This window comes from Streptomyces sp. NPDC107517, from assembly GCF_055582645.1.
This window is the reverse complement of the sequence record NZ_JBVJPM010000005.1, coordinates 244,622-268,355: the sequence shown is the minus strand read 5'-3', so window position 1 is coordinate 268,355 and position 23,734 is coordinate 244,622. Positions and strand designations below refer to the sequence as shown.

The 23,734-nt window shown below is 70.3% G+C and carries 21 protein-coding genes; 4 read left to right on the top strand and 17 right to left on the bottom strand.

From position 1 onward, the window contains the following. The first annotated feature begins 63 nt into the window (after nucleotides 1-63). A complete protein-coding gene (locus ACZ67T_RS14685; protein ID WP_469984116.1) occupies nucleotides 64-1,221 on the top strand; it encodes a TDT family transporter in 1,158 nt (385 codons plus the stop codon). Here ACZ67T_RS14685 and ACZ67T_RS14680 read toward each other — a convergent pair. The 4 genes from ACZ67T_RS14680 to ACZ67T_RS14665 all read right to left on the bottom strand — a co-directional run bounded on the left by ACZ67T_RS14680 (nucleotide 1,148) and on the right by ACZ67T_RS14665 (nucleotide 6,350). Next, complete coding sequence (locus ACZ67T_RS14680) at nucleotides 1,148-1,888, bottom strand: helical backbone metal receptor (RefSeq protein WP_469984114.1); 741 nt, start codon at nucleotides 1,886-1,888, stop codon at nucleotides 1,148-1,150. The two genes, ACZ67T_RS14685 and ACZ67T_RS14680, sit on opposite strands and share 74 nt — an antisense overlap. After that, on the bottom strand, nucleotides 1,885-2,460 hold the full coding sequence (locus ACZ67T_RS14675) for a helix-turn-helix domain-containing protein (protein ID WP_469984112.1): 576 nt from the start codon (nucleotides 2,458-2,460) through the stop codon (nucleotides 1,885-1,887). Before ACZ67T_RS14675 ends, ACZ67T_RS14680 begins: the two co-directional genes overlap by 4 nt. A gap of 160 nt (nucleotides 2,461-2,620) precedes the next feature. Next, a complete protein-coding gene (locus ACZ67T_RS14670) occupies nucleotides 2,621-5,239 on the bottom strand; it encodes an ABC transporter permease/substrate binding protein (RefSeq protein WP_469984111.1) in 2,619 nt (872 codons plus the stop codon). Continuing rightward, nucleotides 5,232-6,350, bottom strand: coding sequence for a quaternary amine ABC transporter ATP-binding protein (locus ACZ67T_RS14665; RefSeq protein ID WP_469984109.1), 1,119 nt, complete (start codon nucleotides 6,348-6,350; stop codon nucleotides 5,232-5,234). The genes ACZ67T_RS14670 and ACZ67T_RS14665 overlap by 8 nt, the downstream gene beginning before the upstream one ends. A 294-nt stretch (nucleotides 6,351-6,644) precedes the next feature. Between ACZ67T_RS14665 and ACZ67T_RS14660 the strand changes: the two genes are divergently transcribed. Beyond that, nucleotides 6,645-7,598 carry a 5'-3' exonuclease gene (locus tag ACZ67T_RS14660; protein WP_469984107.1) on the top strand — a complete coding sequence of 318 codons (954 nt, stop codon included), beginning with the start codon at nucleotides 6,645-6,647 and terminating at the stop codon, nucleotides 7,596-7,598. Nucleotides 7,599-7,649: 51 nt separating this feature from the next. Continuing rightward, a complete protein-coding gene (locus ACZ67T_RS14655) occupies nucleotides 7,650-8,483 on the top strand; it encodes a siderophore-interacting protein (RefSeq protein WP_469984105.1) in 834 nt (277 codons plus the stop codon). Nucleotides 8,484-8,514: 31 nt separating this feature from the next. Here the strand turns inward: ACZ67T_RS14655 and ACZ67T_RS14650 are convergent, their stop codons facing one another. From ACZ67T_RS14650 to ACZ67T_RS14635, 4 genes are all read right to left on the bottom strand, one after another. Further along, on the bottom strand, nucleotides 8,515-9,291 hold the full coding sequence (locus ACZ67T_RS14650; RefSeq protein ID WP_469984103.1) for an ABC transporter permease: 777 nt from the start codon (nucleotides 9,289-9,291) through the stop codon (nucleotides 8,515-8,517). Beyond that, entirely contained in the window at nucleotides 9,288-10,316 is a 1,029-nt protein-coding gene (locus tag ACZ67T_RS14645) for an ATP-binding cassette domain-containing protein (RefSeq protein ID WP_469984101.1), read from the bottom strand. The genes ACZ67T_RS14650 and ACZ67T_RS14645 overlap by 4 nt, the downstream gene beginning before the upstream one ends. Before the next feature lie 208 nt (nucleotides 10,317-10,524). Next, complete coding sequence (locus tag ACZ67T_RS14640; RefSeq protein WP_469984099.1) at nucleotides 10,525-11,190, bottom strand: PadR family transcriptional regulator; 666 nt, start codon at nucleotides 11,188-11,190, stop codon at nucleotides 10,525-10,527. Between the two features lie 172 nt (nucleotides 11,191-11,362). Continuing rightward, a complete protein-coding gene (locus ACZ67T_RS14635) occupies nucleotides 11,363-11,959 on the bottom strand; it encodes a GNAT family N-acetyltransferase (protein ID WP_469984097.1) in 597 nt (198 codons plus the stop codon). Between the two features lie 78 nt (nucleotides 11,960-12,037). On the opposite strand from ACZ67T_RS14635, the gene ACZ67T_RS14630 reads away from it, so the two are divergent. Further along, nucleotides 12,038-13,012, top strand: coding sequence for an RluA family pseudouridine synthase (locus ACZ67T_RS14630; RefSeq protein WP_469984096.1), 975 nt, complete (start codon nucleotides 12,038-12,040; stop codon nucleotides 13,010-13,012). A gap of 12 nt (nucleotides 13,013-13,024) precedes the next feature. Here ACZ67T_RS14630 and ACZ67T_RS14625 read toward each other — a convergent pair whose 3' ends face one another. From ACZ67T_RS14625 to tatA, 9 genes are all read right to left on the bottom strand, one after another. Then, entirely contained in the window at nucleotides 13,025-14,515 is a 1,491-nt protein-coding gene (locus ACZ67T_RS14625; RefSeq protein ID WP_469984094.1) for a cytochrome P450, read from the bottom strand. A 78-nt stretch (nucleotides 14,516-14,593) separates the two neighbouring features. Further along, the gene (locus ACZ67T_RS14620) at nucleotides 14,594-15,226 is read right to left on the bottom strand and encodes a GTP-binding protein (protein WP_356272487.1); all 633 of its coding nucleotides are present in this window, start codon (nucleotides 15,224-15,226) and stop codon (nucleotides 14,594-14,596) included. After that, complete coding sequence (locus tag ACZ67T_RS14615) at nucleotides 15,207-15,617, bottom strand: DUF742 domain-containing protein (RefSeq protein ID WP_469984091.1); 411 nt, start codon at nucleotides 15,615-15,617, stop codon at nucleotides 15,207-15,209. The genes ACZ67T_RS14620 and ACZ67T_RS14615 overlap by 20 nt, the downstream gene beginning before the upstream one ends. Beyond that, nucleotides 15,614-16,021: a roadblock/LC7 domain-containing protein gene (locus ACZ67T_RS14610; protein ID WP_100597102.1), complete on the bottom strand. Its 408-nt coding sequence runs from the start codon at nucleotides 16,019-16,021 to the stop codon at nucleotides 15,614-15,616. The genes ACZ67T_RS14615 and ACZ67T_RS14610 overlap by 4 nt, the downstream gene beginning before the upstream one ends. Further along, a complete protein-coding gene (locus tag ACZ67T_RS14605) occupies nucleotides 16,018-17,637 on the bottom strand; it encodes a sensor histidine kinase (RefSeq protein WP_469984090.1) in 1,620 nt (539 codons plus the stop codon). The genes ACZ67T_RS14610 and ACZ67T_RS14605 overlap by 4 nt, the downstream gene beginning before the upstream one ends. Before the next feature lie 679 nt (nucleotides 17,638-18,316). Further along, a complete protein-coding gene (locus ACZ67T_RS14600; protein ID WP_469984088.1) occupies nucleotides 18,317-21,142 on the bottom strand; it encodes a DEAD/DEAH box helicase in 2,826 nt (941 codons plus the stop codon). 182 nt (nucleotides 21,143-21,324) lie between these two features. Further along, nucleotides 21,325-22,215 (bottom strand): diacylglycerol kinase, encoded by an 891-nt coding sequence (locus tag ACZ67T_RS14595; protein WP_469984086.1) that lies wholly within the window; start codon nucleotides 22,213-22,215, stop codon nucleotides 21,325-21,327. A gap of 30 nt (nucleotides 22,216-22,245) precedes the next feature. After that, on the bottom strand, nucleotides 22,246-23,190 hold the full coding sequence (gene tatC / locus ACZ67T_RS14590; RefSeq protein ID WP_469984085.1) for a twin-arginine translocase subunit TatC: 945 nt from the start codon (nucleotides 23,188-23,190) through the stop codon (nucleotides 22,246-22,248). A 50-nt stretch (nucleotides 23,191-23,240) separates the two neighbouring features. Beyond that, nucleotides 23,241-23,528: a Sec-independent protein translocase subunit TatA gene (gene tatA, locus ACZ67T_RS14585; RefSeq protein ID WP_227293751.1), complete on the bottom strand. Its 288-nt coding sequence runs from the start codon at nucleotides 23,526-23,528 to the stop codon at nucleotides 23,241-23,243. Nucleotides 23,529-23,734 lie beyond the last annotated feature (206 nt).

The window sequence follows — 23,734 nt, the reverse complement described above, 5'->3', positions numbered from 1 at the left end:
GCTTATGCCCTCATAGGGGCATGATCCCTGGTGGGGGGAGCGGTCCGCCGCGACCGTGGAGTCATGGTCACCGCCGCCCAGCCGATCAGGGCCTCCCGCATCCCGTCACCTCGATGTCCCGCCGTCCGCCATCTCGGCCCCAACTGGTACGCGTCCGTGATGGGCACCGCGATCATCGCGAACGCCGGCGCCGCGCTCCCCGCGCACGTTCCGGGCCTGCGAGCCCTGTGCACCGCGATGTGGGCGCTGTCCCTCGTGGCGCTCGTCGCCCTCCTCACGGCCCGCGCCCTGCACTGGACGCACCACAGCGACCGGGCGAAGGAGCATCTGCTCGACCCGGCCGTGGCACCGTTCTACGGCTGCCTCGCGATGGCACTGCTCGCCGTCGGCGGCGCAACGGTGCTCGTCGGCCAGGACTGGATCGGAACGCAGGCGGCCGTCGCCCTGGACGCGGTGCTGTTCACGGCGGGAACGGTGATCGGGCTCGCCGCGGCGGTGACCGTCCCGTACCTCATGGTGGCCAAGCACCGGATCGAGCCGGGTCAGGCGTCCCCTGTGTGGCTGTTGCCGGTGGTGGCGCCGATGGTGTCCGCCGCCGTCGGCCCGCTCCTCGTGCCCCACCTCCCGGCGGGCCAGTGGCAGCAGACGCTGCTCGTGGGCTGTGTCGCCATGTTCGGGCTCAGCCTGATCGCCACGGCGGTGATGCTTCCGGTGATCTTCGCGCGCCTGGTGACGGCGGGCCCGCTCCCCCTGACGCTCACGCCGGCGCTGTTCCTGGTGCTCGGCCCCCTCGGCCAGTCGACGACCGCCGTCAACAAGTTCGCCGACACCGCGCCGGGCGTCCTGCCGGCCCCGTACACGCAGGGGTTCGGCGTCTTCGCCGTGCTGTACGGCGTTCCCGTGATGGGGTTCGCGCTGCTGTGGCTGGCGCTCGCGGCGGCGCTCGTGGTGCGGGCGCGGCGCCGCGGCATGACGTTCGCGATGACGTGGTGGGCGTTCACGTTCCCTGTCGGCACGTGTGTCACCGGCGCGGAGGGCCTCGCGAAGCACACGGGACTCGCCGTGTACGACGTGCTCGCTGTCGTCCTGTACGCCGTGCTCGTAGCCGCCTGGGCCGCCGCCGCCGTACCCACGGTCCGCGGCCTGATCAGCAAAGAGCTGCTCGCAGCGCCGCGCCCAGCACCTCCGGTGCCTGCGCCAACGACGGCCCGTACCACGTGAGATGACGCCCGCTGACGAGCGCGGCGGGCACCGGGAACTGCTCGGGCCCGTCGTCGCGCGTGAAGCGGTACGGCTCGTCGGGCAGCACCACCAGGTCGATGTCCGCCGAGCGCAACTCGTCGGCCGCCAGGCGCGGATAGCGCTCGCCGTGGTCCGCGTACACGTTGTCCACGCCGAGCCGGGCGAGCACGTCACCGGCGAAGGTGTCCCTGCCGAGCACCATCCAGGGGCGCCGCCACACCGGCACCGCCGCCCGCAGCCGCCGGGAGGGCGGTTCCAGCCCGCCCCAGGCCGCCGCGGCCTCGTCCAGCCAGCGGGGCCGGCGTGCCGCACCGCAGGCCCTGAGGACCCGCTCCAGCTCGCGCAGCGCGCCCGGCAGATCGCGGATCTCGGTGACGAGGACATCGAGTCCCGCGGCGCGCAGGGCCGCGAGGTCGGGCGCGCGGTTCTCCTCCTCGTTGGCGATCACCAGATCGGGGGCGAGGGCGATGATCCGTTCGACTGCGGGGTTCTTCGTGCCGCCGATCCGGACGAGGCCGCCGCCGAGATCCGCCGGGTGCGTGCACCAGTCCGTGGCTCCGACGAGCACTCCGGGCAGCGTGACGGCGACGGCCTCGGTCAGCGAGGGCACGAGGGAGACGACGCGCGGGCCGCGGGGGACGGTCACCGCCCGGGTTCGTCCAGTGCCTCGATGTGTTCGGCCACCGCGACGACGAGCACGCGGGCGTCCGCGCCGGTGGCCCGCCAGCGGTGCCGTACGCCACCGGTCAGGTACAGGGTGTCACCGCGCCCCAGGCGATAGGCCCTGCCCTCGGCCTCGACCTCGACGGCCCCTTCGGTGACGTGGATGAGCACGTCGTTGCGGAGCTGGAACTCGCGGCCCGGGTCGTGGTCGCCGATGAACTCCTCTGCGTGCAGCTGGTGATGGCCTCGCACGAGGGAGCGCACGACGGACTCGGGGGACGCGTCCTCGACGACCGTGGTGTCGTCGGCGCGCACCAGGTCCACGGTGTGGGCGGGGTCCGCGGCGGCAAGGAGCTCGACCGCCGTGGTGCCGAGCGCGTCGGCGACCTTCTCCAGGGAACGCCGGCTCGGCCGGGCGCGCTCGTTCTCGACCTGGCTCAGGAACGGGACGGACAGACCGCTGCGCTCGGCCACGGTGGCAAGGGTGAGCTCCTGGGCCCGGCGCCTGCGCCGCACGGCCGCGCCCACCCGAAGAGACTCCTTGTGTTCGTCCATCCCTCCGGCTCCCTCCCGCGCGTCGTCACCTGTTCGGCTTCTTGCACCCTACGCAGGTTCGCCGGACGGTTTCATGTGAGCGGCGGAACGCGTGTGGGCGGCCGGTGCTGAACACCGGCCGCCCACACGCGTTGGTCCTGCTTCGGAACCTACTCGGGAACTACTGCGGAGCCATCCGGTCCGCGACACCCTTGTGCGTCTTCAGCCACGCGTCCACGGCCTCTTCCTCATGGCCCTGACCGCGCTTCTTGATCTCCGCCTCGAGGCTGCCCAGCTCGCTCTCGCTCATCTTGAAGTTCTTGAACCACTTCGTGAGCTGCGGGTACTTCGAGGGGAAGCTCTTGTTGGCGATGGTGCGGATCGTGTTGCCCTCACCGAAGAGCTTCTTGGAGTCGGTCAGCTTGTTGAGCTTGTACTCGCTGTACGCCCAGTGCGGCGACCAGAGCACGACGGCCACCGGCTGCTTCTTGGCGTACGCGCGCTTCAGCTCGGCGAGCATCGCGGGCGTGGAGCCGTCCACGACCTTGTACTCCTTGTCCAGGCCGTAGCCCGGCAGGACGTTCTTCTTCAGCAGGTTCATCTCGCCGGTGCCCGGCTCGATTCCGATGATCTTGCCGTCGAAGGTGGAGCCCTTGCCCTTGAGGTCCTCGAGGGACTTGACGCCCTTCACGTAGGACGGCACGGCGATCTCGAGCGACGTCGGGCTGTACCAGGAGCCCAGGTCGATCAGGTTGTCCTTGTGCTTGTCCCAGTAGTTCTTCTGGGCATAGGGCAGCCAGGCGTCGAAGTTGACGTCCAGGTCGCCGGAGCCGAGTCCCGTGTAGACCGGGCCGACGTCCATCTGCTTCAGGTTGAGCTTGTAGCCGCGGTCGCCGAGGACCCGCTTCCACAGGTAGGTGACCGCGACGTCCTCGTCCCAGGGGAACCAGGCGACGTTCACCGGACGGGCGGCCTCGCCCTTGCCGCCGGCCGTCGACGACTTCTTGACCGGGGCCAGCTTGTCGACGACGCCGGGGTTGGACTTCAGCCAGGTCTTGACGGCGTCCTGCTGCTTGCCCTTGCCGGCCTTGTTGATCTCGGCCTCAAGACTCGTGAGCTGCTTCTCGGTCATCTTGAAGTTCTTGAGCCACTTGCCGACCTCGGGGTTGTCCGCGGCGAAGCCCTTGCGGGACAGCGTGTGCACGCCGTCACCCTTGCCCCAGGCACCCTTCGGGTCCTTGAGCTTCTTCAGCTTGTAGTCGCTGTACGCCCAGTGCGGCGACCAGAGCGTCGTGACGATCGGCTGCTTCTTGGCGTACGCCCGCTTCAGCTGCGCCAGCATCGCCGGCGTGGAGCTGTCGACGACCTTGTACTCCTTGTCGAGGCCGTACTCCTTGAGGACCTTGTCCTTGAGGAGCCCCATCATGCCGGCGCTGGACTCGATGCCGGTGATCTTGCCGTCGAACGTGGCGCTCTTGCCCTTGAGGTCCTCGAGCGAGTCGATGCCCTTCATGTAGGCGGGCACCGAGAGCTCCAGGGACGTCTGGCCGTACCAGGCGCCGAGGTCGTCGAGCTGCTTGCCGTACTTCTTCCAGTACTGCGCGTGCGTGGTCGGCAGCCAGGAGTCGGTCTCGAAGTCGATCTGGCCGGAGGCCAGCGACGTGTAGAGCGGACCCGCGTCGAGCTGCTTGGCCTGCACGTCGAAGCCGCGCTGCTCCAGGATCTCCTTCCACAGGAAGGTGGAGGCGACGCCCTCGTCCCACGGGATGTAGCCGATGGAGATCTTCTTGCCCTGGCCGACGTCGGACGCGTCGGCCACGGGGGTCTCGCTCTTCGAGCCGCCGAAGATGCCCATGCCGCCCGCGACGAGCGCGAGGATGACGACACCGACGACCGCGACCTCGGGGCGCGGGCGGTAGTTCCAGACCGTGAGGCCGTGCGCGGCGCGGACCTTGGCGAGCGCGCGGCGGCCCATCGGGGACGCCTGGGCGCCGAGCGCGCTGGTCATGCGGTCGAGGTAGATCGCGAGGATCACGATGGCGACGCCGGACTCGGAACCGAGGCCGACGTTCAGCTGGCCGATCGCCTCGTTCACGTCGGCGCCGAGGCCCTCGGAGCCGACCATGCCCGCGATGGCGGCCATGGACAGGCCCAGCATGATGACCTGGTTGACACCGGCCATGATCGACGGGAGTGCGAGCGGCAGCTGGACGCGGAACAGCGTGTTGCGCGGGGTGTCACCGAAGGCGTCGGCGGCCTCGACCAGTTCCTTGTCGACCTGCCGGATGCCCAGCTCCGTCATACGGACGCCGGGGGCCAGCGCGAAGATCAGGGTCGCGACGATGCCCGCGGGGGCACCCGAGCCGAAGAACAGGATGGCCGGGATGAGGTAGATCATCGCGGGCAGCGTCTGCATGAAGTCCAGGACCGGGCGCACGACCGCGCTGACCCGGTTGGAGCGCGCCGCCCAGATGCCGACCGGCACCGAGATGACCAGCGCGATGATCGTCGCCACGAGGACGAGCGACAGCGTCATCATCGCGTGGTCCCACAGTTCGAGGGAGTCGATGAACGCGAATCCCACGAAGGTCAGGACACCGGCCACCGTGCCGCGCAGCCAGAAGGCGACCACCGCGAAGATGCCCGCGAGGATCAGCGGCTGCGGGGCCTGGAGGACCCAGTTGATGCCGTCGTAGGCACCGTTGAATACGTTCTTGAAGAAGTCGAAGAGCCAGGCCGCGTGGCTCAGCAGCCACTCGACGACGTCGTTGACCCAGTCACCGAAGGGAATCCTAGGCACCGGTGCTCACCTTCTTCACCGGCTCGTCGCCCTCGCCACGCGGCGTCGGGACGGCGTCCTTTTCCGTCATGGAGGTCTGCGCGCCGGGCTTCATCGGCTCACCGAGCACGGCGAGGAGCCGTTCCCGCGTCACGACGCCTGCGAGCTTGCCGCTCTTGTCGGTCACGGCGACGGCGACGCCGTCCGTGGAGCACGGCGTGAACAGCTCGATGACCGGGGTGTCCTCGGTGACCGTCGCGGGCGCGTCGGCCGGGTCGTACCCCTTGTCGGGGGCGGTCATGATCGCGCCCGCGGTCAGCACGCGGGAGCGGTCCACGTCCTGGATGAACGAGGCGACGTAGTCGTTGGCCGGCGTGACGAGGATGTCCTCGGCGCTGCCGATCTGGACGATGCGGCCGTCGCGCATGACGGCGATGCGGTCGCCCAGGCGCATGGCCTCGTTCAGGTCGTGGGTGATGAAGACGATGGTCTTCTTCAGGGTCTTCTGGAGCTCCAGGAGCTGGTCCTGCATGTCGCGGCGGATCAGCGGGTCGAGCGCGCTGAACGACTCGTCCATGAGGAGCAGGTCCGCGTCGGTGGCGAGCGCGCGGGCCAGGCCCACGCGCTGCTGCATGCCGCCGGAGAGCTCGTCGGGCCAGGACTTCTCCCAGCCGGCGAGACCGGCCAGGCGCAGGGCCTCGACGGCGCGCTTCTCGCGCTCCTTGCGCGCGATGCCCTGGACCTCGAGACCGTACGCGGCGTTCTCGAGGACGCTGCGGTGGGGGAAGAGCGCGAAGTGCTGGAAGACCATGCTGATCTTCTTGGAGCGCACGGCCCTCAGCTCGCGGGGGCTGAGCGCGGTCAGGTCCTGGCCATCGAAGCGGACGTGCCCGGCAGTGGGCTCGAGCAGTCCGTTCAGCATGCGCAGAAGCGTGGACTTGCCGGAGCCCGACAGACCCATCACGACGAAGATCTGGCCCGGCTCGACGGTGAAGGAGGCGTCGATCACGGCAGCGGTGGTGCCGCCGGCGCGCAGTTCCTCACGGTCTGCTCCGTGGCGGAGTTTCTCCACCGCTTCATCGGGTCGTCTGCCGAACACCTTGTACAGGTCTTCGGCTTGCAGCGTGGACACATACACCTCTCGGGTAGAACCATGACGGCCCGCCTCCCCCGCCGGCGGGCCGTGGAGCGATGCGAGGTCCGCTCGCAGGCCGGAAACACATCCATTGGTTGAATGAGGGACCGGGTTCGCTCCGGGGGCGCGCCTGCCCTGGCTTATGCAGATCAAACGGAAGAGTGTTCCAGTTCACATCGCGTTCACTTCCGGAACTGGATCCGCCACTTCCCTCCGCGCCAGTCCGCCACATCTCTCCGTGCCGGTCCGCCACACCGCGAGCGGCCGTGACTGTCGGTGCCGTGCGGCAGGATGTGCGACGTGACCCAGCGAACCGATCGCCTGATGCTGCTCGACACCGCGTCCCTGTACTTCCGGGCCTACTTCGGGGTCCCCGACTCCGTGAAGGCCCCGGACGGAACGCCGGTCAACGCGGTGCGCGGCCTGCTCGAATTCATCACCCGGCTCGTGCACGACCACCACCCCGACTCCCTCGTGGCCTGCATGGACGCGGACTGGCGCCCCCAGTGGCGTGTCGACCTGATCCCCTCGTACAAGGCGCATCGCGTCGCGCAGGAGACCGAGACCGGGCGGGACGGTTCCGGTTCCTACGCGGAGGAGATCCCCGACACCCTCTCCCCCCAGGTCCCGATCATCGAGGACGTGCTCGACGCGGTCGGTATCGCGCGCGTCGGCGTCGAGGGGTACGAGGCGGACGACGTCATCGGCACGTTCACCGGGCGGGCCACCGGTCCGGTCGACATCGTCACCGGCGACCGCGACCTCTACCAGCTCGTCGACGACGCGCGCGAGCGCCGCGTCCTCTACCCCCTCAAGGGCGTCGGCACCCTCCAGATCACCGACGAGGAGCTGCTGCGCGAGAAGTACGGCGTGGACGGCTCCGGTTACGTGGACCTGGCCCTCCTGCGCGGCGACCCGAGCGACGGCCTGCCGGGCGTGCCCGGCATCGGCGAGAAGACGGCCGCGAAGCTGCTCACGCAGTTCGGGGACCTGGCCGGGATCATGGCCGCCGTCGACGACCCGAAGTCGAAGCTGACGCCGTCGCAGCGCAAGCGCCTGGACGAGTCGCGGCCGTACATCGCGGTGGCGCCGACGGTCGTGCGGGTCGCCGGGGACGTGCCCCTGCCGGACGTGGACACGGCGCTGCCGCGCGAGGCGCGCGATCCCGAGGCCCTCCAGAAGCTCGCGGAGCGCTGGGGCTTGGGCGGATCTTTGCAGCGGCTGCTCACCACCCTGGAGCACTGAGTGTTAACTTAGGTAAACCTAAGTAGCCAGTGATCTTCAGGGGAGGCCGCCATGGCGGAACGTCCGGAACGCAGGAAGCCGACGGCACACCGGGGCGAGGTCCTGCGCACCGAGCGGCTCACTGCGCACATGCAGCGCGTGGTCCTCGGCGGGGACGGCCTCGCCGCCTTCGCCGCGGGCGGCTGCACCGACCACTACGTGAAGCTGCAGTTCCCGCTCGACGGCGTCACCTATCCCGAGCCGTTCGACCTCGGCCGGATCCGTGAGGAGCTGCCACGCGACCAGTGGCCCGTGACGCGCACGTACACCGTGCGCGCCTGGGACCCGGTGGCGCGCGAGCTGACGCTCGACTTCGTGGTGCACGGCGACGAGGGCATCGCCGGCCCCTGGGCACGCGACGTGCAGCCCGGGGCGAGCGTGCACCTGGCCGGTCCCGGCGGCGCCTACGCCCCGGACCCGGCTGCCGACTGGCACCTGCTCGCCGGTGACGAGAGCGCCCTGCCCGCGATCGCCGCCGCCCTGGAGGCGCTGCCCGAGGACGCCGTGGCCCACGCCTTCGTGGAGGTCTCCGACGCCACCGAGGAGCAGAAGATCGACTCCCACGCGCAGGTCGTCTGGCTGCACCGCGGCGACCGGCCGGTGGGCGAGGCGCTGGTGGAGGCCGTACGCGGGCTCGCGTTCCCGGCCGGCCGGGTGCACGCCTTCGTGCACGGCGAGGCGGGCTTCGTGAAGGAGCTGCGCCGCCATCTGCGCACCGAGCGCGAGATCCCGCGCGAGGACCTCTCGATCTCCGGCTACTGGCGCCTCGGTCACAACGAGGACGGCTGGCAGGCCTCGAAGCGGGAGTGGAACGCGCAGGTGGAGGCGGAGCAGGAGACGGCGTAGCGCCCTCTCCCGCTCCGCTGCGGCGCGGCGCTCAGACCGATCGCTGGTACGAGCGGAAGGTGCGGGTCGACAGCCACACCGCGGCGACGGCCAGCACGAGGAGCGCCCCGCCGCGGGTCAGCACGTCACCCCAGTCCGGGCTCTCGGACATCGCCGAACGGCCTGCGACCATGGCCCAGTTGAGCGGGTTGAAGTCGGCTGTGTGCCGCATCCACGAGGGCATCTGCGACGGGGCCATGAACGCCGAGGACAGGAAGGTCAGCGGGAGCAGCAGGAACGTGTTGATCCCGATGATCGACTCCCGCTCCCTGACCAGCATGCCCAGCGCGTTCGACAGCGCCCCGAACACCGTGCCGAGGAGCACCGCGGCAACGACGAGGATCAGCACTCCGCCCGCCCCGCCCGGCAGTTCGGCCCCGCCGAGGAGCCCGAGCAGCACGATGACGACGGACTGGAGCGCGGTGACCAGACCGTTGCTCACCACATTGCCGTTCATCAGCGCCCCGCGGCTCACCGGCGTGGTGAGGAACCGGTTGAGCGTGCCCCGCTGGATCTCGTCGAGTGTCGCCATGCCCGCCCACATGTTGGAGCTGAGCGCGCTCATCACGACGACGCCGGGGATGAGGTAGTCGAGATAGGTCGTGGTGCCGAATCCGCCGAGCTCGACGACCTTCTTGAACAGGTTGCCGAACAGGAACAGCCATACCACCGGCTGGATCAGGGTGATCAAGAGATAGGCGGGCTGGCGCAGGAACACCACGAGTTGACGCTGCGTCATGTACCAGGTCTGCGGGATCGCGGTACTCATCGGGCACCCCCGGCGGGGGCGAGGGTGTCGGCGGCGGACTCGTCCAGGGTGGCGGCCTGTGCCTCGGAGTAGCGGCGGCCGGCGTAGCGGAGATAGACGTCGTCGAGCGAGGGACGGGCGACGGTGGCGGCGGTGACCGCTACGCCCGCCCGCTCCAGCGCGGCGAGCAGAGCGGGTACGGCGGCGGCCCCGTCGTCGGCGCGGACGCTGACGCGCCGCCCGTCGAACTGGGTCTCGCGCACGCCGGGCAGCACGGCGAGCGCGCCCTCCAGGAGGGTGCGTCCGGCGTCCTGGACGGCGGCGCGCAGCTCCAAGTGGACGGCGTCCCCGCGCAGTTCACCCTTGAGGCCGTCGGGGGTGCCCTCGACGACGACATGTCCGCGGTCGACGACGGCGACGCGTTCGGCGAGCCGGTCGGCCTCTTCGAGGTAGTGCGTGGTGAGCAGGATGGACAGACCCTCGTCGCCGGCGAGGCGCGCGATCTCGTCCCACATCGCGGTGCGGGCCTCCGGGTCGAGACCCGTGGTCGGCTCGTCGAGAAAGAGCACCTCGGGCCGGTGGACAAGGCCCAGCGCCACGTCCAGGCGGCGCTGCATGCCGCCCGAGTAGCCCTTGACCTGGCGCCCGGCGGCGTCGGTGAGGCGGAAGCGGTCGAGGAGTTCGGTGACACGTCGGTTCAGGTCCGCTCCGCGCAGGCCGTAGAGCCGGCCCTGGAGCTGGAGGTTCTCGCGGCCGGTGGCGACGGGGTCGGCGCCGGACTTCTGGGCGACGACGCCGATGGCGCGGCGCACGCGGTCGGGGTGCCGCAGTACGTCGTGACCCGCGACCGTGGCGGTCCCGGAGTCGGGGCGGGCGAGGGTGGTGAGGATCTTGACGGTGGTGGACTTACCTGCGCCGTTCGGGCCGAGCAGGCCGAAAATGGTGCCGGGTTCCACGGTGATGTCCATGCCGCTGAGGGCGGTGACATCGCCGGGATAGGTCTTGACGAGTTGACGCGCCTGCACTGCGGGCGCACGGGTACTCATGACGACGGCTCTCCTGTGTGAGCGGACGACGGTGGATCCGCTCGCGGGTGTGAGCGGACGACGGCCGATCCACGTGAAGAGCGCCGGGCTATCCTGGGTGTGCCGCACCTCGATCGCCTGGCTCGCCGCACGGTGGGTCGGTCCGGGGTTCGAGACCCTGGCGGGACTGGTGCAACAGTCCTGCCAGGGTCTGTTTTTCTCTCTCGGTCTATTCCCTGTCGGGTCTCTTCTCGTCGGGGCGGGCGCCCTCCAACTCCGCGAATTCCGGCGGGACTTCACCGGTCTTCTGGAACGTCCGCCACTGTTCGACGCCGTCGAGCGTGCCCTCCTCGACCTCCCGCAGGAAGCCCCGGATCCACTCGGCCTGCGCCTCGACCATGTGCAACTGGTACTCGGTCTCCACGAGGAAGAGCCGCGGCAGCGTCTCGTACAGCTTCATGAGTCCGCCACGCGCGCTCGCCGCCTGGACCTCCAGCGAGGCGAGCCGCTCCTCCAGCAGCCGCGTCACCTCGTCGGGGTGGATGACCCCCATGAGGGACAGCGCCGTCTCGAAGATCGGGTACTCACGCGCGGGCACGGCGATCAGGTCGGAGAGCCACTCGAGCGCTTCCTCCCTGCCGTCGTCGGTGATCCCGTAGAGCGTGCGCTCCGGCCGGTTCCCCTGCCGCTGCACGTCCGCGACCTCGACGAAGCCGTGCTTCTCCAGGTTCTGGACGACCGTGTAGAGCGAGCCGTAGTTGATCTTCGTCGTGGTGTCCTTGCCACGCCGGCGCAGTGTCTGCGCGATCTCGTACGGGTGCATGGGCTTCTCCATGAGCAGCACCATCACCGCGAGGGCCAGCGGATTGCCCAGCTTGCGCCGCTTGGTGGCCACCGGCCCCACCTCTCCCCTCGCACCTAGCGCCCCTCACCTGGAAGCACCGTACCTCGTATCCGAATATCCGTAGCCGAACATATCGCGATAGAAACAGAGCGTCAACACACGATGTATCGCGAACGGTGTGGATGCGCAAGAGGTGGACGTCGGCGGGCCCGATACGGCCGCGTCACGCCCCCGGAAGGCGGTCGCCCTGCACGCGCGCGTGGAGGTGGGAGTCGTGCCAGCCGTCGGCGTGCAGGAGCGCGCTGCGCTTCGTGCCCTCCAGGGCGAAACCCGACTTGAGGGCGACCCGGCACGACGCCAGGTTGCCGACGGCGTGCTGGAGTTCGAGGCGGTGGAAGCCGACCTCGTCCAGCGCCCAGCGAGACAGCGCGACGACGGCTCGCGGGGCGATACCGGCACCCCGCGCCGCGGGCAGGACCCAGTACGCGACCTCGGCCACCCCCTCGTGCAGTGAGAGGGAGCGCAGCCCCATGCGGCCCACCACCTCGTCGGTGTCCGCCGTGGCGACCGCCCAGCCGACCCTCTGCTCGCCGTCCCAGTCCTTCCGCCACTCCTCTATCCAGCCACGCGCCTCGTCCTCGGACTCCGCGACCCGCACGTGCCAGTGCTGGATCGTCGGGTCACGGAACGCCGCGTACACGGCCGGCACGTCCTCGTCGCGCCACGGCCGCAGGAGGAGGCCGCCCTCGGCCTCGATGGTGGGCTGGGGGCCACGGGCGAGCGTGCCCGCGGCCAGGACCTGCGAAATCGTCATCGGCATGGCCCCCATCCTGCCCCCGGCGGCTGGCCTCCGTCCGTGGTTCAAGGGGACCTGCGGCCGCCCGTAGGCTGGGCCGCGATGAGACGTAAGCGGCGTATTCCGCCCTCCCCGCTGCCGCAGCGCGACGGCATCGACGCCTTCCGGGTCATGCTGCCGCTCGACGGCGCCTGGAGCACGGTGCGCGACCATCTCGTGGAACGGCTCGCGGCCGGGCCCGGGGTGATCGACGCGATGCTGCGCGAGGGGCGGATCGTGGGCGCGGACGGGGCCGCGGTGACGTCGGACGCGCCCTATGTCCCGGGCGCCTGGGTGTGGTTCCATCGCGACCTCGCGCCCGAGGTACCCGTGCCGTTCCCGATCGGGATCGTGTACCGGGACGAGCACATCGTGGTCGCCGACAAGCCGCACTTCCTGGCCACGACGCCGCGCGGCAGCCATGTCACGCAGACCGCGCTGGCGCGCCTGCGGCGGGAGCTGGACCTGCCCGCGCTCGGGCCGGCGCACCGGCTCGACCGGCTCACCGCCGGCCTCGTCCTCTTCGTCGTCCGGCCCGAGGAACGCGGCGCGTACCAGAAGCTGTTCGGCGACAAGCTGGTGCGCAAGCAGTACGAGGCGGTGGCCGCCCACGATCCCGCAGTCGCTCTGCCGAGGACCGTGCGCAGCCGGATCGAGAAGGAGCGCGGGGTGCTCGCCGCGCGCGAGGTGCCGGGCGGCGAGCCGAACGCGGAGAGCCGGATCGAGCTCGTCGAGGAGCGCGGCGGGCTCGGCCGCTACCGGCTGCTCCCCCGCACCGGCCGCACCCACCAGCTGCGGGTGCATATGAACGCGCTCGGCCTGCCGATCCTCGGCGACCCGATCTACCCCGTGGTCGCCGACGCGGTGGCGCCCGACGACTTCCGCCGCCCGCTCCAGCTCCTCGCGCGGACCCTGGAGTTCAGGGACCCGGTGACGGGCCGGGAGCACCGCTTCGACAGCGGGCGGGTGCTGGAGGCCTGGTCGGCGTACGAGGAGTGGGCGGGCGGCAGTCCGACGGCGCCCGCGCACCCCTCGTAACGCCTGGCACGGTCAGTAGCCGCGCCACCAGCGCAGGAAGCGACGCCAGGCGCCCTGCGGCGGTGCGGCGGGCTCCGGGAACGCGGCGGGCGGCTGCTCCGGTGCCGGGGCGGCAGCCGGAGCGGGGGCGGGCTGCGGGGCCGGCGGGGCGTGCGTCGACACCTGCCATTCGTCGCGCTGCTCCGGGACCGGTCGGTGGCCGGGCTTGGCGATGACGTCCTGCGGCGGGCGCGGCTCGAACTTCACCGGCAGCTCCACCAAGTGCCGCGAGAGGATCGAGGAGCGCCAGCGCAACTCGTGCTCGTGCACCGAGAGTTCGACGTCGGGCAGGCGCATCAGGAGCGCGTCGACGCCGATGTCGGCGATGGCGCGGCCGATGTCCTGTCCGGGGCACTCGTGCGGTCCGCCGCCGAAGGCGAGGTGCGAGCGGTTGCCCTGCATGTTGGCGGACAGGTCGGGGCGTACCACGGGGTCGACGTTGCCCGGCGCGATGCCGAAGATCAGGCCGTCGCCGCGTCGGATGTGCCGGCCGCCGAGCTCGGTGTCCTCCTTGGCGAAGTAGCCGACCATGGCGCTGAACGGCGGCTCGTCCCACAGGGACTGCTCGACCGCCTCGGGCACGGTCATCTGGCCGCCGTTGAGCTGGGCGCGGAAGCGGGGGTCGGTGAGGACCACGCGCAGCACGTTCGCGATGAGGTTGGCCGTGGCCTCGTACGCGGCGATCAGGACGAGGCGCAGGTGCTGGGCGACCTCGTCGTCGCCGAGGCCGGCGGGCTGGGCGATCAGGTGGCTGGTGAAGTCGGCCTCGGGGTTGGCACGTCGACGGGCGGTGAGCCGTGTGAGGACGCCCATGATGTATTCGTTGCTGGCGATGGCGGTCTCGGTGCCCTTGATCATGTCGCGGGCGGCCTGCACCATCCGCTCGTTGTACTCCTCGGGCATGCCGAAGATCCGGCACATCACCATCATCGGCAGATGCTCGGCGAACTGGCTGACGACGTCGGCCTCGCCGATCTCGCAGATCTTGTTGACCAGCTCGTTCGCGGCGCGATTGATGAAGCGCCGCAGGCCACGGGACTCGATGGTGCCGATCGCCCCGGTGACCGCCCCGCGCAGCCGCTGGTGGTCGGCGCCCTCGGCGAAGCTGCAGATGGGCTGCCAGCTGAAGACGGGCGCGAGGGGGTTGGTGGGCGTGACGCTGCCGTCGAGGACCGCGTTCCAGTGGCGCGCGTCGCGGTTGAACTGCGAGGTCGAGCGGACCATGTGCAGGTTCTCGCCGTGCCCGAGCACCGCCCACATCGGCACGTCTTCGTGGATCAGAACGGGGGCGACGGGGCCGTGTTCGGCGCGCAGCTTCTCGTACACGGCCGCGATGTCGTCGTCCGCCTCGGGGCCGTAGAGCCGGCGCAGGCCGCCGGGGCCCAGGGCGTGGGCCGGGCAGCCGGGTGGCGGACTGAGCGCTGCCTCGTCCGTGCCGGCGTGTGAGTGGGAGGGAGTCGTCACGGTGATCGCTCCGGTGGTGTGGAAAGGCTGTGTGGAAGAAGCTGTGCGGAAGCAGAGGGGAGGCCGGCACCGGCCGCGTCAGACGCGGGCGAGCGCCAGTTCGTGCAGATAGCGCATCAGCGTCATCAGGACGTCCCGGCTGGAAGCACGGCGCCGGGCGTCGCACTCGAGGATCGGGACGTCAGGGTCGAGGTCGAGGGCCTGGCGCAGTTCGTCGGCGGGGTAGCGCGGGCCGTCGGGGAAGGCGTTGTTGGCGATGACGAACGGCACGCCGCGCTCCTCCAGGCGCCCGATCACGTCGAAGCTGACTTCGAGGCGCCGGGTGTCGATGAGCACGACGGCGCCGAGTGCGCCCTCGAACAGGCCGTTCCACAGGAACCAGAAGCGCTCCTGGCCCGGGGTGCCGAAGAGATAGAGCACCAGCTCGTCCGTGATGCTGATGCGTCCGAAGTCCATGGCGACCGTGGTGGCGGTCTTCGTCTCGGAGCCGTAGTTGTCGTCGACTCCGATGCCCGCCTGGGTCATGGTCTCTTCGGTGGTGAGCGGCCTGATCTCGCTGACGGATCCCACCATCGTGGTCTTGCCCACGCCGAATCCGCCGACGATGACGACCTTCACGGCGGCCGAGACCGTGTCGGGCAGGTGGTCCTCGCTCCGGGGCCCCGGAATGCGGGGTCCGTCCCGGAGCGTGTCAGAGCTTTTGAAGTCCATGCATCACCGCTTCGAGGAGGGAACGGTCGGCGACGGCGCCGCGGATGACGGGGGCGCGCGCCTGAACCAGTTCAGCCGCGAGGAGTTCGCCGAGCAGCACGGTGACCACGCTGAACGGCAGACTGAGGTAGGCCGAGATCTCGGCCGTGGACAGGGGTGACTTGCACAGCCGTAACAGGGCTGCCTGCTCGGGCGGTGCCGCGGGCGGGGGGTCGGCGCGCGCGATGATCAGGGTGACCAGGTCGAGCGGCGCGCGCTCGGCCCCCTCGCTGCCGCCCGTGATGGTGTACAGGCGTTCGGGGTTGGCGCCCTTGCCGTCCGGCCCGCGGCGCTCGCGCCGGGGCGGCTGCGGCTCGGGCTGCGCTCGGGAGGGTTGCGGGGGATGCGTCATACGGTCTGCCCGTTGCGCCGGGGCGGACTGGTGAGGTGCGCACCGATGCGTACGACGAGGTCGCGCATGCGGTTGCTGATGAGTCCGGCGTCCACGTGGGCGTCGGCGAGGACCGCGAGGTACGCGCCCTTGCCCGCGGCCATGAGGTAGAAGAACCCTCCGCTGACCTCGATGATGACCATGCTCATCCGGCCGTCGCTGTCCGGGATCTCGCTGGCCACGGCGGTGGCGAGGCTCTGGAGTCCGGCGCAGGCGGCGGCGATGCGGTCGGCGGCGTCGGGGTCTCCGCCGTAGCGGGCGATGCGCAGGCCGTCCGCGGAGAGCACCACGACCTGACGGGTCTGGGGCACGCCGTCGGCGAGCTCCTTGAGCATCCAGTCGAAGTTTGCCCTTTGCTGGATCACTGACGGTCTCCCTCGTCGACCTGCTGATTGGTCTCGCCGGTCTCGCCCGACGCGTCGCCCTGCCCGTCACCCTTGAGCCCGTTCATGAACGCCTCGACCCACAGGCCCGGTTCGGGCTGGTCCGGCTTCTCGGGTTCGGCCTCGGAGGCCGGCACCGGGATGGGCGTCCACTGCGGCGGCTGGTCCGCACGGGGTGCCGCTCCGCTGCCGTTCTCGGGCGCTCTGGGCGTCACGATGATCTGCTGGTCGATGACCTTCGTGTCGACCTTCCTGCGGCGCTGCGGCAGTCCGTTGGCGCGCCACTCGGTGACGACGGGCACGTCGTCCTCCATGGCCACCAGCGGCGCGGAGGGGCGGGGGCCCGTGGTGGGGCGGCGCAGCTTCTTCTTACGGGGCTCCTCCACGATGGGCTCGCCGTCGTTGTTGACGCGAGGCACACCGGAGGCGCCGATGCCGTGGGCGAGACCGGGCGCGGCGTCGCTCGTCACCATGACCCGCGGCACGATGAGAACGGCGCGGACACCGCCGTACGCGGACTGGCGCAGCGCGATCTGCATGTCGTACATCTGCGAGAGCCGGCCGACGACGGCCATGCCGAGGCGGGGGTTCTCTCCGAGGTCGTTGAGGTCGATACCGGCCTTGGCGCGGGCGAGCATCTCCTCGGCGCGGGCGCGGGCCTCCTCGCTGAGGCTGACGCCGCCGTCCTCGATCTCGATGGCGATGCCGGTCTGCACCTCGACCGCGGTGACGTGCACCTTGGTCTGCGGCGGCGAGTAGCGCGTCGCGTTGTCCATGAGTTCGGCCAGCGCGTGGATGAGCGGCTCGACGGAGATGCCGCGGATGGCGACCTTGGCGATCGAGTGCAGCTCGATGCGGGGGTATTCGAGGATGCGCGACATGGCGCCGCGCAGCACGCTGTAGAGCGGCACGGGCCGGGGCCACTGGCGGCCGGGGCGGGCGCCGCCGAGGACGGTGATGGAGTCGGCGAGGCGGCCGATCAGCGCGGTGCCGTGGTCGATGCGCAGGAGGTCGTCGAAGACCTCGGGGTTGCGGCCGTGGTCCTCCTCCATCTCGCGCAGTTCGGCGTTCTGCTTGTGCACGATGGACTGGACGCGGCGCGCGATGGAGACGAAGGCGCGCTGCGCGGCGTCGCGCATGTTCTCCTCGCGGTCGATGACATTGAGCACCTCGGCCATCAACCTGCGCTGTGCGTCGGGGAGTTGGGAGTGCGCGGGGTCGGCCTCGACCACGACCTTGACGGCTTCGGAGGCCGTGTCGCCGGAGCGCAGCCGGTACAGGGACTCGGGCAGCAGATACCTGGCCATCCACTGGGCCTCGTCGTCACGGGCGGCGAGGCTGCGTTCCAGGTGCTCGACGTGCCGGGCGGACTGGGCGCGCTCCCATTTGATCGTGCGGCCGCGGCGTACCGCCTCGGCGGCCACCAGGATCAGCAGAAGCGTGGCGAGGCCGCCGCACAGGGCGACGGCGAGCCGCGCGGGCTGCGCCACCACCGCGACGGCGGCTCCGGTCGCCGTGGCCATGGCCACGGCGGGCAGCAGGAGCACGCGTGTGTAGGGGATTTCTCGGCCACCGGGAGGCGATTGAACACTCACCATGTATGCCCTCTGAACGGTCGGATCGGGGGAAATGTGCGTTACGGGGGACGTGCTGACGTACGCGTGGGGAGTAACTGGAACTATCTGCAAGATGGGGAACAAACGCACGAATATGTGCCAACTCGGCGCGCTGTGGGCGAGCTTAGTCCCGTGGAAACACCGCTGTGTCATATTCCGCAAGCACCTGAAATGGCCGGACGGGAGGAATACACTCGACTCCATTTGCACGCTCAGCGGTGATTCGCACACATGGAGTGATCACGTCCGTCCGTGCGAAATCCCCGTCACGGCAGGGCTGTCGGGCCCCGATGCGTGACGCGTGTGAGGTCAGAGGCCCGCGATGCGCTGGGCCGCGTGCGCGGTCGCCGCGGCGAGGACCGGGGTGGCGACCGGTACGGAACGTTCGGGATCGCTGCGGTGCACAAGATTGACGCGTTCGGTCAGACCGCAGCACAGATCGGCGGGCTGGGAGAGTTCACCCTCGGCGCGTGCACGCTCAGGTCAGCGGCGGCAGCAACTACCCGTAGATGCACCTGAGTTGGACGCTGCGGGCACGGACGGCTCGCACTGCCCCCGCGGCACGGAATCGCGTGCGGCCCGCGCCCCCGCACCCCCTCAGGGGCGCGGGGAAACCGCACGACCGGTCACAACCGGCCGCCATCCGTTCACGAGCCGCTGCCTAGCCGACGGACGAGTACGCCACCACGCCGCGCCGCAACGCGTCCACCGCCTTGCGGGCGTTCTTGGCGACCGTGTCCCCGCCCCCCGCGCCGGAAGCGGCCGGCGCCGCGGCCGCGATCTGGCCGAGCACGTCGATGACCTGCTTGCACCAGCGCACGAAGTCACCGGCGGGCATGTCCGCCTCGCGCAGGACCTCGTCGAGCCCCTTGCCGGACGCCCACTGGTACGCGGCCCAGGCGAAGCCCAGATCGGGTTCGCGCTGGCCGACACCCTCGGTCTGGCTGATCTTGAACTCTTCCTCCAGGGCGTCGAGCCGGCCCCAGATGCGGACCATCTCGCCGAGCGCCGCCTTGGCCTTGCCGGACGGCAGCTTGGGTGCGAGCGCGTCGTCGGCGGCGCGGGCCTCGAACACCAACGCCGAGACGCAGGCGGCCAGTTCGGCCGGGCTGAGACCTTCCCAGACCCCGTCGCGCAGGCACTCGCTGGCGAGCAGATCGAGTTCGCCGTAGAGGCGCGCGAGGCGCTTGCCGTTCTGCGTGACCTCGTCGCCGCGCAGATAGTCCATCTCGGTCAGCAGGGCCACGATGCGGTCGAAGGTGCGGGCGATCGTGTTCGTCCTGCCCTCGATGCGTCGCTCCAGCTGCTGCGTGTCGCGCCGCAGCCGGTAGTAGCGCTCGGCCCAGCGGGCGTGGTCCTCGCGCTCGTCGCAGCCGTGGCAGGGGTGGGCGCGCAGCTCGGCGCGCAGCCGCGTGATCTCCCGGTCGTCGGCCGCCGCCGCGCGGCCCTTGCGGTGCCGGTCGGGCACGATGTGGCCGGCCTTGGTGCGCAGCGCGGACGCGAGGTCCCGCCGCGACTGGGGCGAGCGCGCGTTGAACGACTTGGGGATCCTCATCCGCTCAAGCGCCTCGACGGGCACCGGGAAGTCGATCGACGCGAGTCGCTTGACCTGGCGTTCGGCGGTCAGGACCAGCGGGCGCGGGCCGTCGTGCTGCTCGAAGCCACGGTGTCCGTTCGACCGGCCGGCCGGGATGCCGGGGTCGAGTACGAGTGCGAGGCCGGCGAACTTGCCGGAGGGGACGTGGATGACGTCGCCCGGCTTGAGCTTCTCCAGGGCGGCGGCCGCCGCGGCGCGCCGCTGGGCCGCCCCCTGCTTGGCGAGGTCCGTCTCGCGGTCCTTGAGCTCGCGGCGCAGCCGCGCGTACTCCTCGAAGTCCCCCAAGTGGCAGGTCATGGAGGCCTTGTAGCCGTCCAGGCCCTCCTCATTGCGCTGGACCTGGCGGGAGATCCCGACGACCGACTTGTCGGCCTGGAACTGCGCGAAGGACGTCTCGAGCAGCTCGCGCGAGCGGTGCCGGCCGAACTGCTCGACCAGATTCACCGCCATGTTGTACGACGGCTTGAAGCTGGAGCGCAGCGGGTACGTGCGCGTGCCCGCGAGTCCCGCCAGGTGCTCGGGGCTGAAGCCGCGCTGCCACAGGACGACCGCGTGGCCCTCGACGTCGATGCCGCGCCGGCCGGCCCGGCCGGTGAGCTGGGTGTACTCGCCGGGCGTGATGTCGGCGTGCTGCTCGCCGTTCCACTTGACGAGCTTCTCCAGGATGACGGACCTGGCCGGCATGTTGATGCCGAGGGCGAGGGTCTCCGTCGCGAAGACGGCCTTCACGAGGCCCCGTACGAAGAGCTCCTCGACGACCTCCTTGAACGTCGGCAGCATGCCCGCGTGGTGGGCGGCGATGCCGCGCTCCAGGCCTTCGAGCCACTCGAAGTAGCCGAGGACGTGCAGGTCCTCGTCGGGGATCGCGGCCGTGCGCTCCTCCACGATCTCGCGGACGCGGGCGCGGGCCTCTTCGTCGTTGAGCCGCAGGCCCGCGTACAGGCACTGCTGTACGGCGGCCTCGCAGGCGGCGCGGCTGAAGATGAACGTGATCGCGGGCAGCAGGCCCTCGCTGTCGAGGCGCTCGATGACCTCGGGGCGGCCGGGTGTCCAGATCCGGGAGCGCTGTCTGCGCTCGCGCTCGCGGTCCGCCTCGCGCACCATCTTGCCCTTGCGGCGGTCGCGCGGGTTGTACGAACGGCTGGCCTCCATGCGGGCCATGCGCGTCAGATCCGGGTTGACGGCCTTCTTGCGGCCCTCGCCCTCCTCGAAGAGGTCGTACATCCGGCGCCCGGCGAGGACATGCTGGAACAGGGGCACGGGCCGGTGCTCGGAGACGATCACTTCGGTGTCGCCGCGCACGGTGTCGAGCCAGTCGCCGAACTCCTCCGCGTTCGACACCGTCGCCGAGAGGGAGACCAGGGTGACGGACTCCGGGAGGTGGATGATCACCTCTTCCCAGACGGCGCCGCGGAAGCGGTCGGAGAGGTAGTGCACCTCGTCCATGACCACGTAGCCGAGGCCGAGGAGGGTCTGCGAGCCCGCGTAGAGCATGTTCCTGAGGACCTCGGTGGTCATGACGACCACCGGAGCGTCCGCGTTCACGCTGTTGTCGCCGGTCAGGAGACCGACCTTGTCGGCGCCGTACCGCTTGGCCAGGTCGGCGTACTTCTGGTTCGACAGTGCCTTGATGGGGGTCGTGTAGAAGCACTTCTTGCCCTGCTGGAGGGCCAGGTGGACGGCGAATTCGCCGACGATCGTCTTGCCGGAGCCGGTGGGCGCGGCCACCAGGACGCCCTTGCCCGACTCGAGAGCCTGACACGCCTCGATCTGGAAGGGGTCGAGGCCGAAGTCGTACATCTCGCGGAAGTCGGCGAGCGCGGTGGCCTGCTCGGCAGCGCGCTTACGTGCTGCCGCGTACCGCTCGGCCGGTGAGAGGTCCTCTGTCATCGTGCTTTCGAGACTACCGGCCACCACTGACAACGGACGATCTTTATTGTGATCGGCCTCTTCCGGGGCCCGGGGCCCATGATTTCCGGGGCCCGGGGCCCATGATTTCCCGGGTCGCGGCGCCATGATCCCGGGGATTTGGGCCCAAGATCTCATAGGTCGGGCCTCAAGATCTCAGGGGGTCAGGGCCCGATGACCCGGACGGCCCGCGGCACGCACTCGGCGGTCAGGGGCAGGCTTCCGAGCGGCTCCCCGTCGGCGTATCCGGTGATCCCCTCGGCAGCCAGCTCGACCTTCTTCGCGCGGTGGACGGTGACCACGGGGTGGTCGAGGTGGGTCCCCTTGTAGACGCGCGGGAAGACCCTGAGCAACGTGGCCCGCGAGCAGTTCCCGACGACCGTGATGTCGAAGAGCCCGTCGGTCATGTCGGCACCGGCACAGATCTTCATGCCACCCCCGTACGACGTCCCGTTCCCCACGGCGACGAGCGTGGCCTCGACCTCCAGCGCGGGGCCGTCGTCCAGGGTGATCCGGTACGGGACGGGCTTGAACGCGGCGAGCTCGGCGACGATCGCGAGGTCGTACTTGAAGCGGCCGCCGGGCCAGCGCATCCGGTTGCCCCGGTCATTGACGCGGGAGTCGAAACCCGAGGCCAGGACGGTGCCGAACCAGTGTCCGTCGGCCCGCCCCAGGTCGAGCTCGCGTATCCGCTCCCCCTTGAGGGCATCGGCCACGAGCGCCCCGGCCGCCGCCGGGTCCCGTACGGGCAGCTCGAGGGAGCGGGCGAAGTCGTTGCCGGTGCCGACGGCGATGACGCCGAGCGGGGTGCGGGTGCCCGCGACGGCCTGGAGCGCCAGGTTGGCCATGCCGTCACCGCCGACGGCTATGAGCGCTCCGGTGCCGTCGTGGACCGCGGCACGCGCGCGCGTGAGGGCATCATCGGCGTCCTCCCCCACGACCGTACGTACGGAGAAACCGGCCGCCCGCAACGCGGAAGCGGCCGGCTGCGCCGCATGGGCGCCCCGGCCGCGTCCCGCGGTGGGATTGACGAAGAGGGTGATCTCGCTGGTCACGGGCGGACCTTACAAGATCGTGCCGCCCTGTCAGGTCACGTCGTCATAACCGTTCACCCGGTCATGGTCCGAGCTCGCCTGCTCGGGCAGCCCGCTGCTGGCCGAGACGGGCTCGGGCGTGAGGTCCAGGTCGGAGGCCTCGTCGTCGTCCAGGTCCTCGCGGTCCCTGGCCTTGCGACGGTCGTTGAGCAGGGAGAAACCGGCGGCCGCGAAGTACAGGACCCAGATGGGTCCGGCGAGCGCCAGCATGCTCAGCGGATCGGTGCTGGGCGTGGCCACGGCCGCGAAGACCGTGATGCCCATGATCATGGCGCGCCACCACCCGATCATCCGCTTGCCCGTGAGTACCCCGGTGAGGTTGAGCATCACGAGAAGCAGCGGCAGCTCGAAGGAGAGCCCGAACACGACCACCATGCGTGTGATCAGGTCCAGGAGATCGTCCAGCGGCAGCTGGTTGTCGACACCGCCCGGCGAGAAGTCGAGCAGCACCCTCGCCATCGTGGGGAGGGTCTTGTACGCGAAGAAGGCGCCGCACAGGAACAGCGGAAAGCCGGTGGCGACGAAAGCGGTCGCGTACTTCTTCTCGTGCTTGTGCAGGCCGGGCGCGACGAAGCCCCACAGCTGGTAGAGCCAGACCGGCGACGCGAGCACGACGCCCGCCATCAGCGAGATCTTCAGCGCGAGCGTGAACGGCGTCAGCAGACCGTTGAGCACGATCCGCGCGCACGTCTCGTCGTGCTGTCCCTTGTTCGCCTGTGCGGCGAGCTCGGCGAAGCTCGACTTGCAGCCCACCGAGTCGAGCACCGGATTGGTGAAGAACTCGATGATGTCCTTGTAGAAGAAGGCGGCGACGATCGTGACGACGACGATGGCCAGCAGGGCCTTCGTGAGCCGGTTGCGTAGCTCACGCAGGTGTTCCGCGAGCGGCATCCGCCCCTCGGGATCCTTCTCCGTCTTGCGGGCAGACTTGAGCAACCCACGTCCTCATCTCGTGCGACAGGCCGCCTTCGCGGGGCGGCCCGGGATCAGCGCTGCGAAGTCTGGTCGGTCGGCTCGGTGACCGGGCGGCCGCCGGTCACGTCACCGGGGGCGGCCTTGATCGTGCGCTGCGCCGGGGTCTGACCGTCGTGCTGCGGCGGGTCGGCCGGCGCGGTCTGCTGACCGTCGGACTTCATCGCCTTGGCCTCGCTCTTGAGGATGCGGGCCGACTTGCCCAGCGAGCGCGCCATGTCGGGAAGCTTCTTCGCGCCGAACAGCAGGACGATGACGACGAGGATCAGAATGATCTCGGGGGCGCCGATCTTTCCGAACATAAGCGTTTACCTTCTCACCGAGGCGGCAGGGGCGGGGCTGCCGGTACAGGTCGGACTGATGTCCGACCACCGTGCTGGCAGCGATCGTATCCCGCAGGGGTGAACAGGGGGCAATCCCTCTGCGTACTCCCAGTTGCGGTCCGCGCCTCGCTCGACGGGCCGCGCCTCGCAGCGTACCCGCCCGTCCCGGCAACCGGACAGGGCAC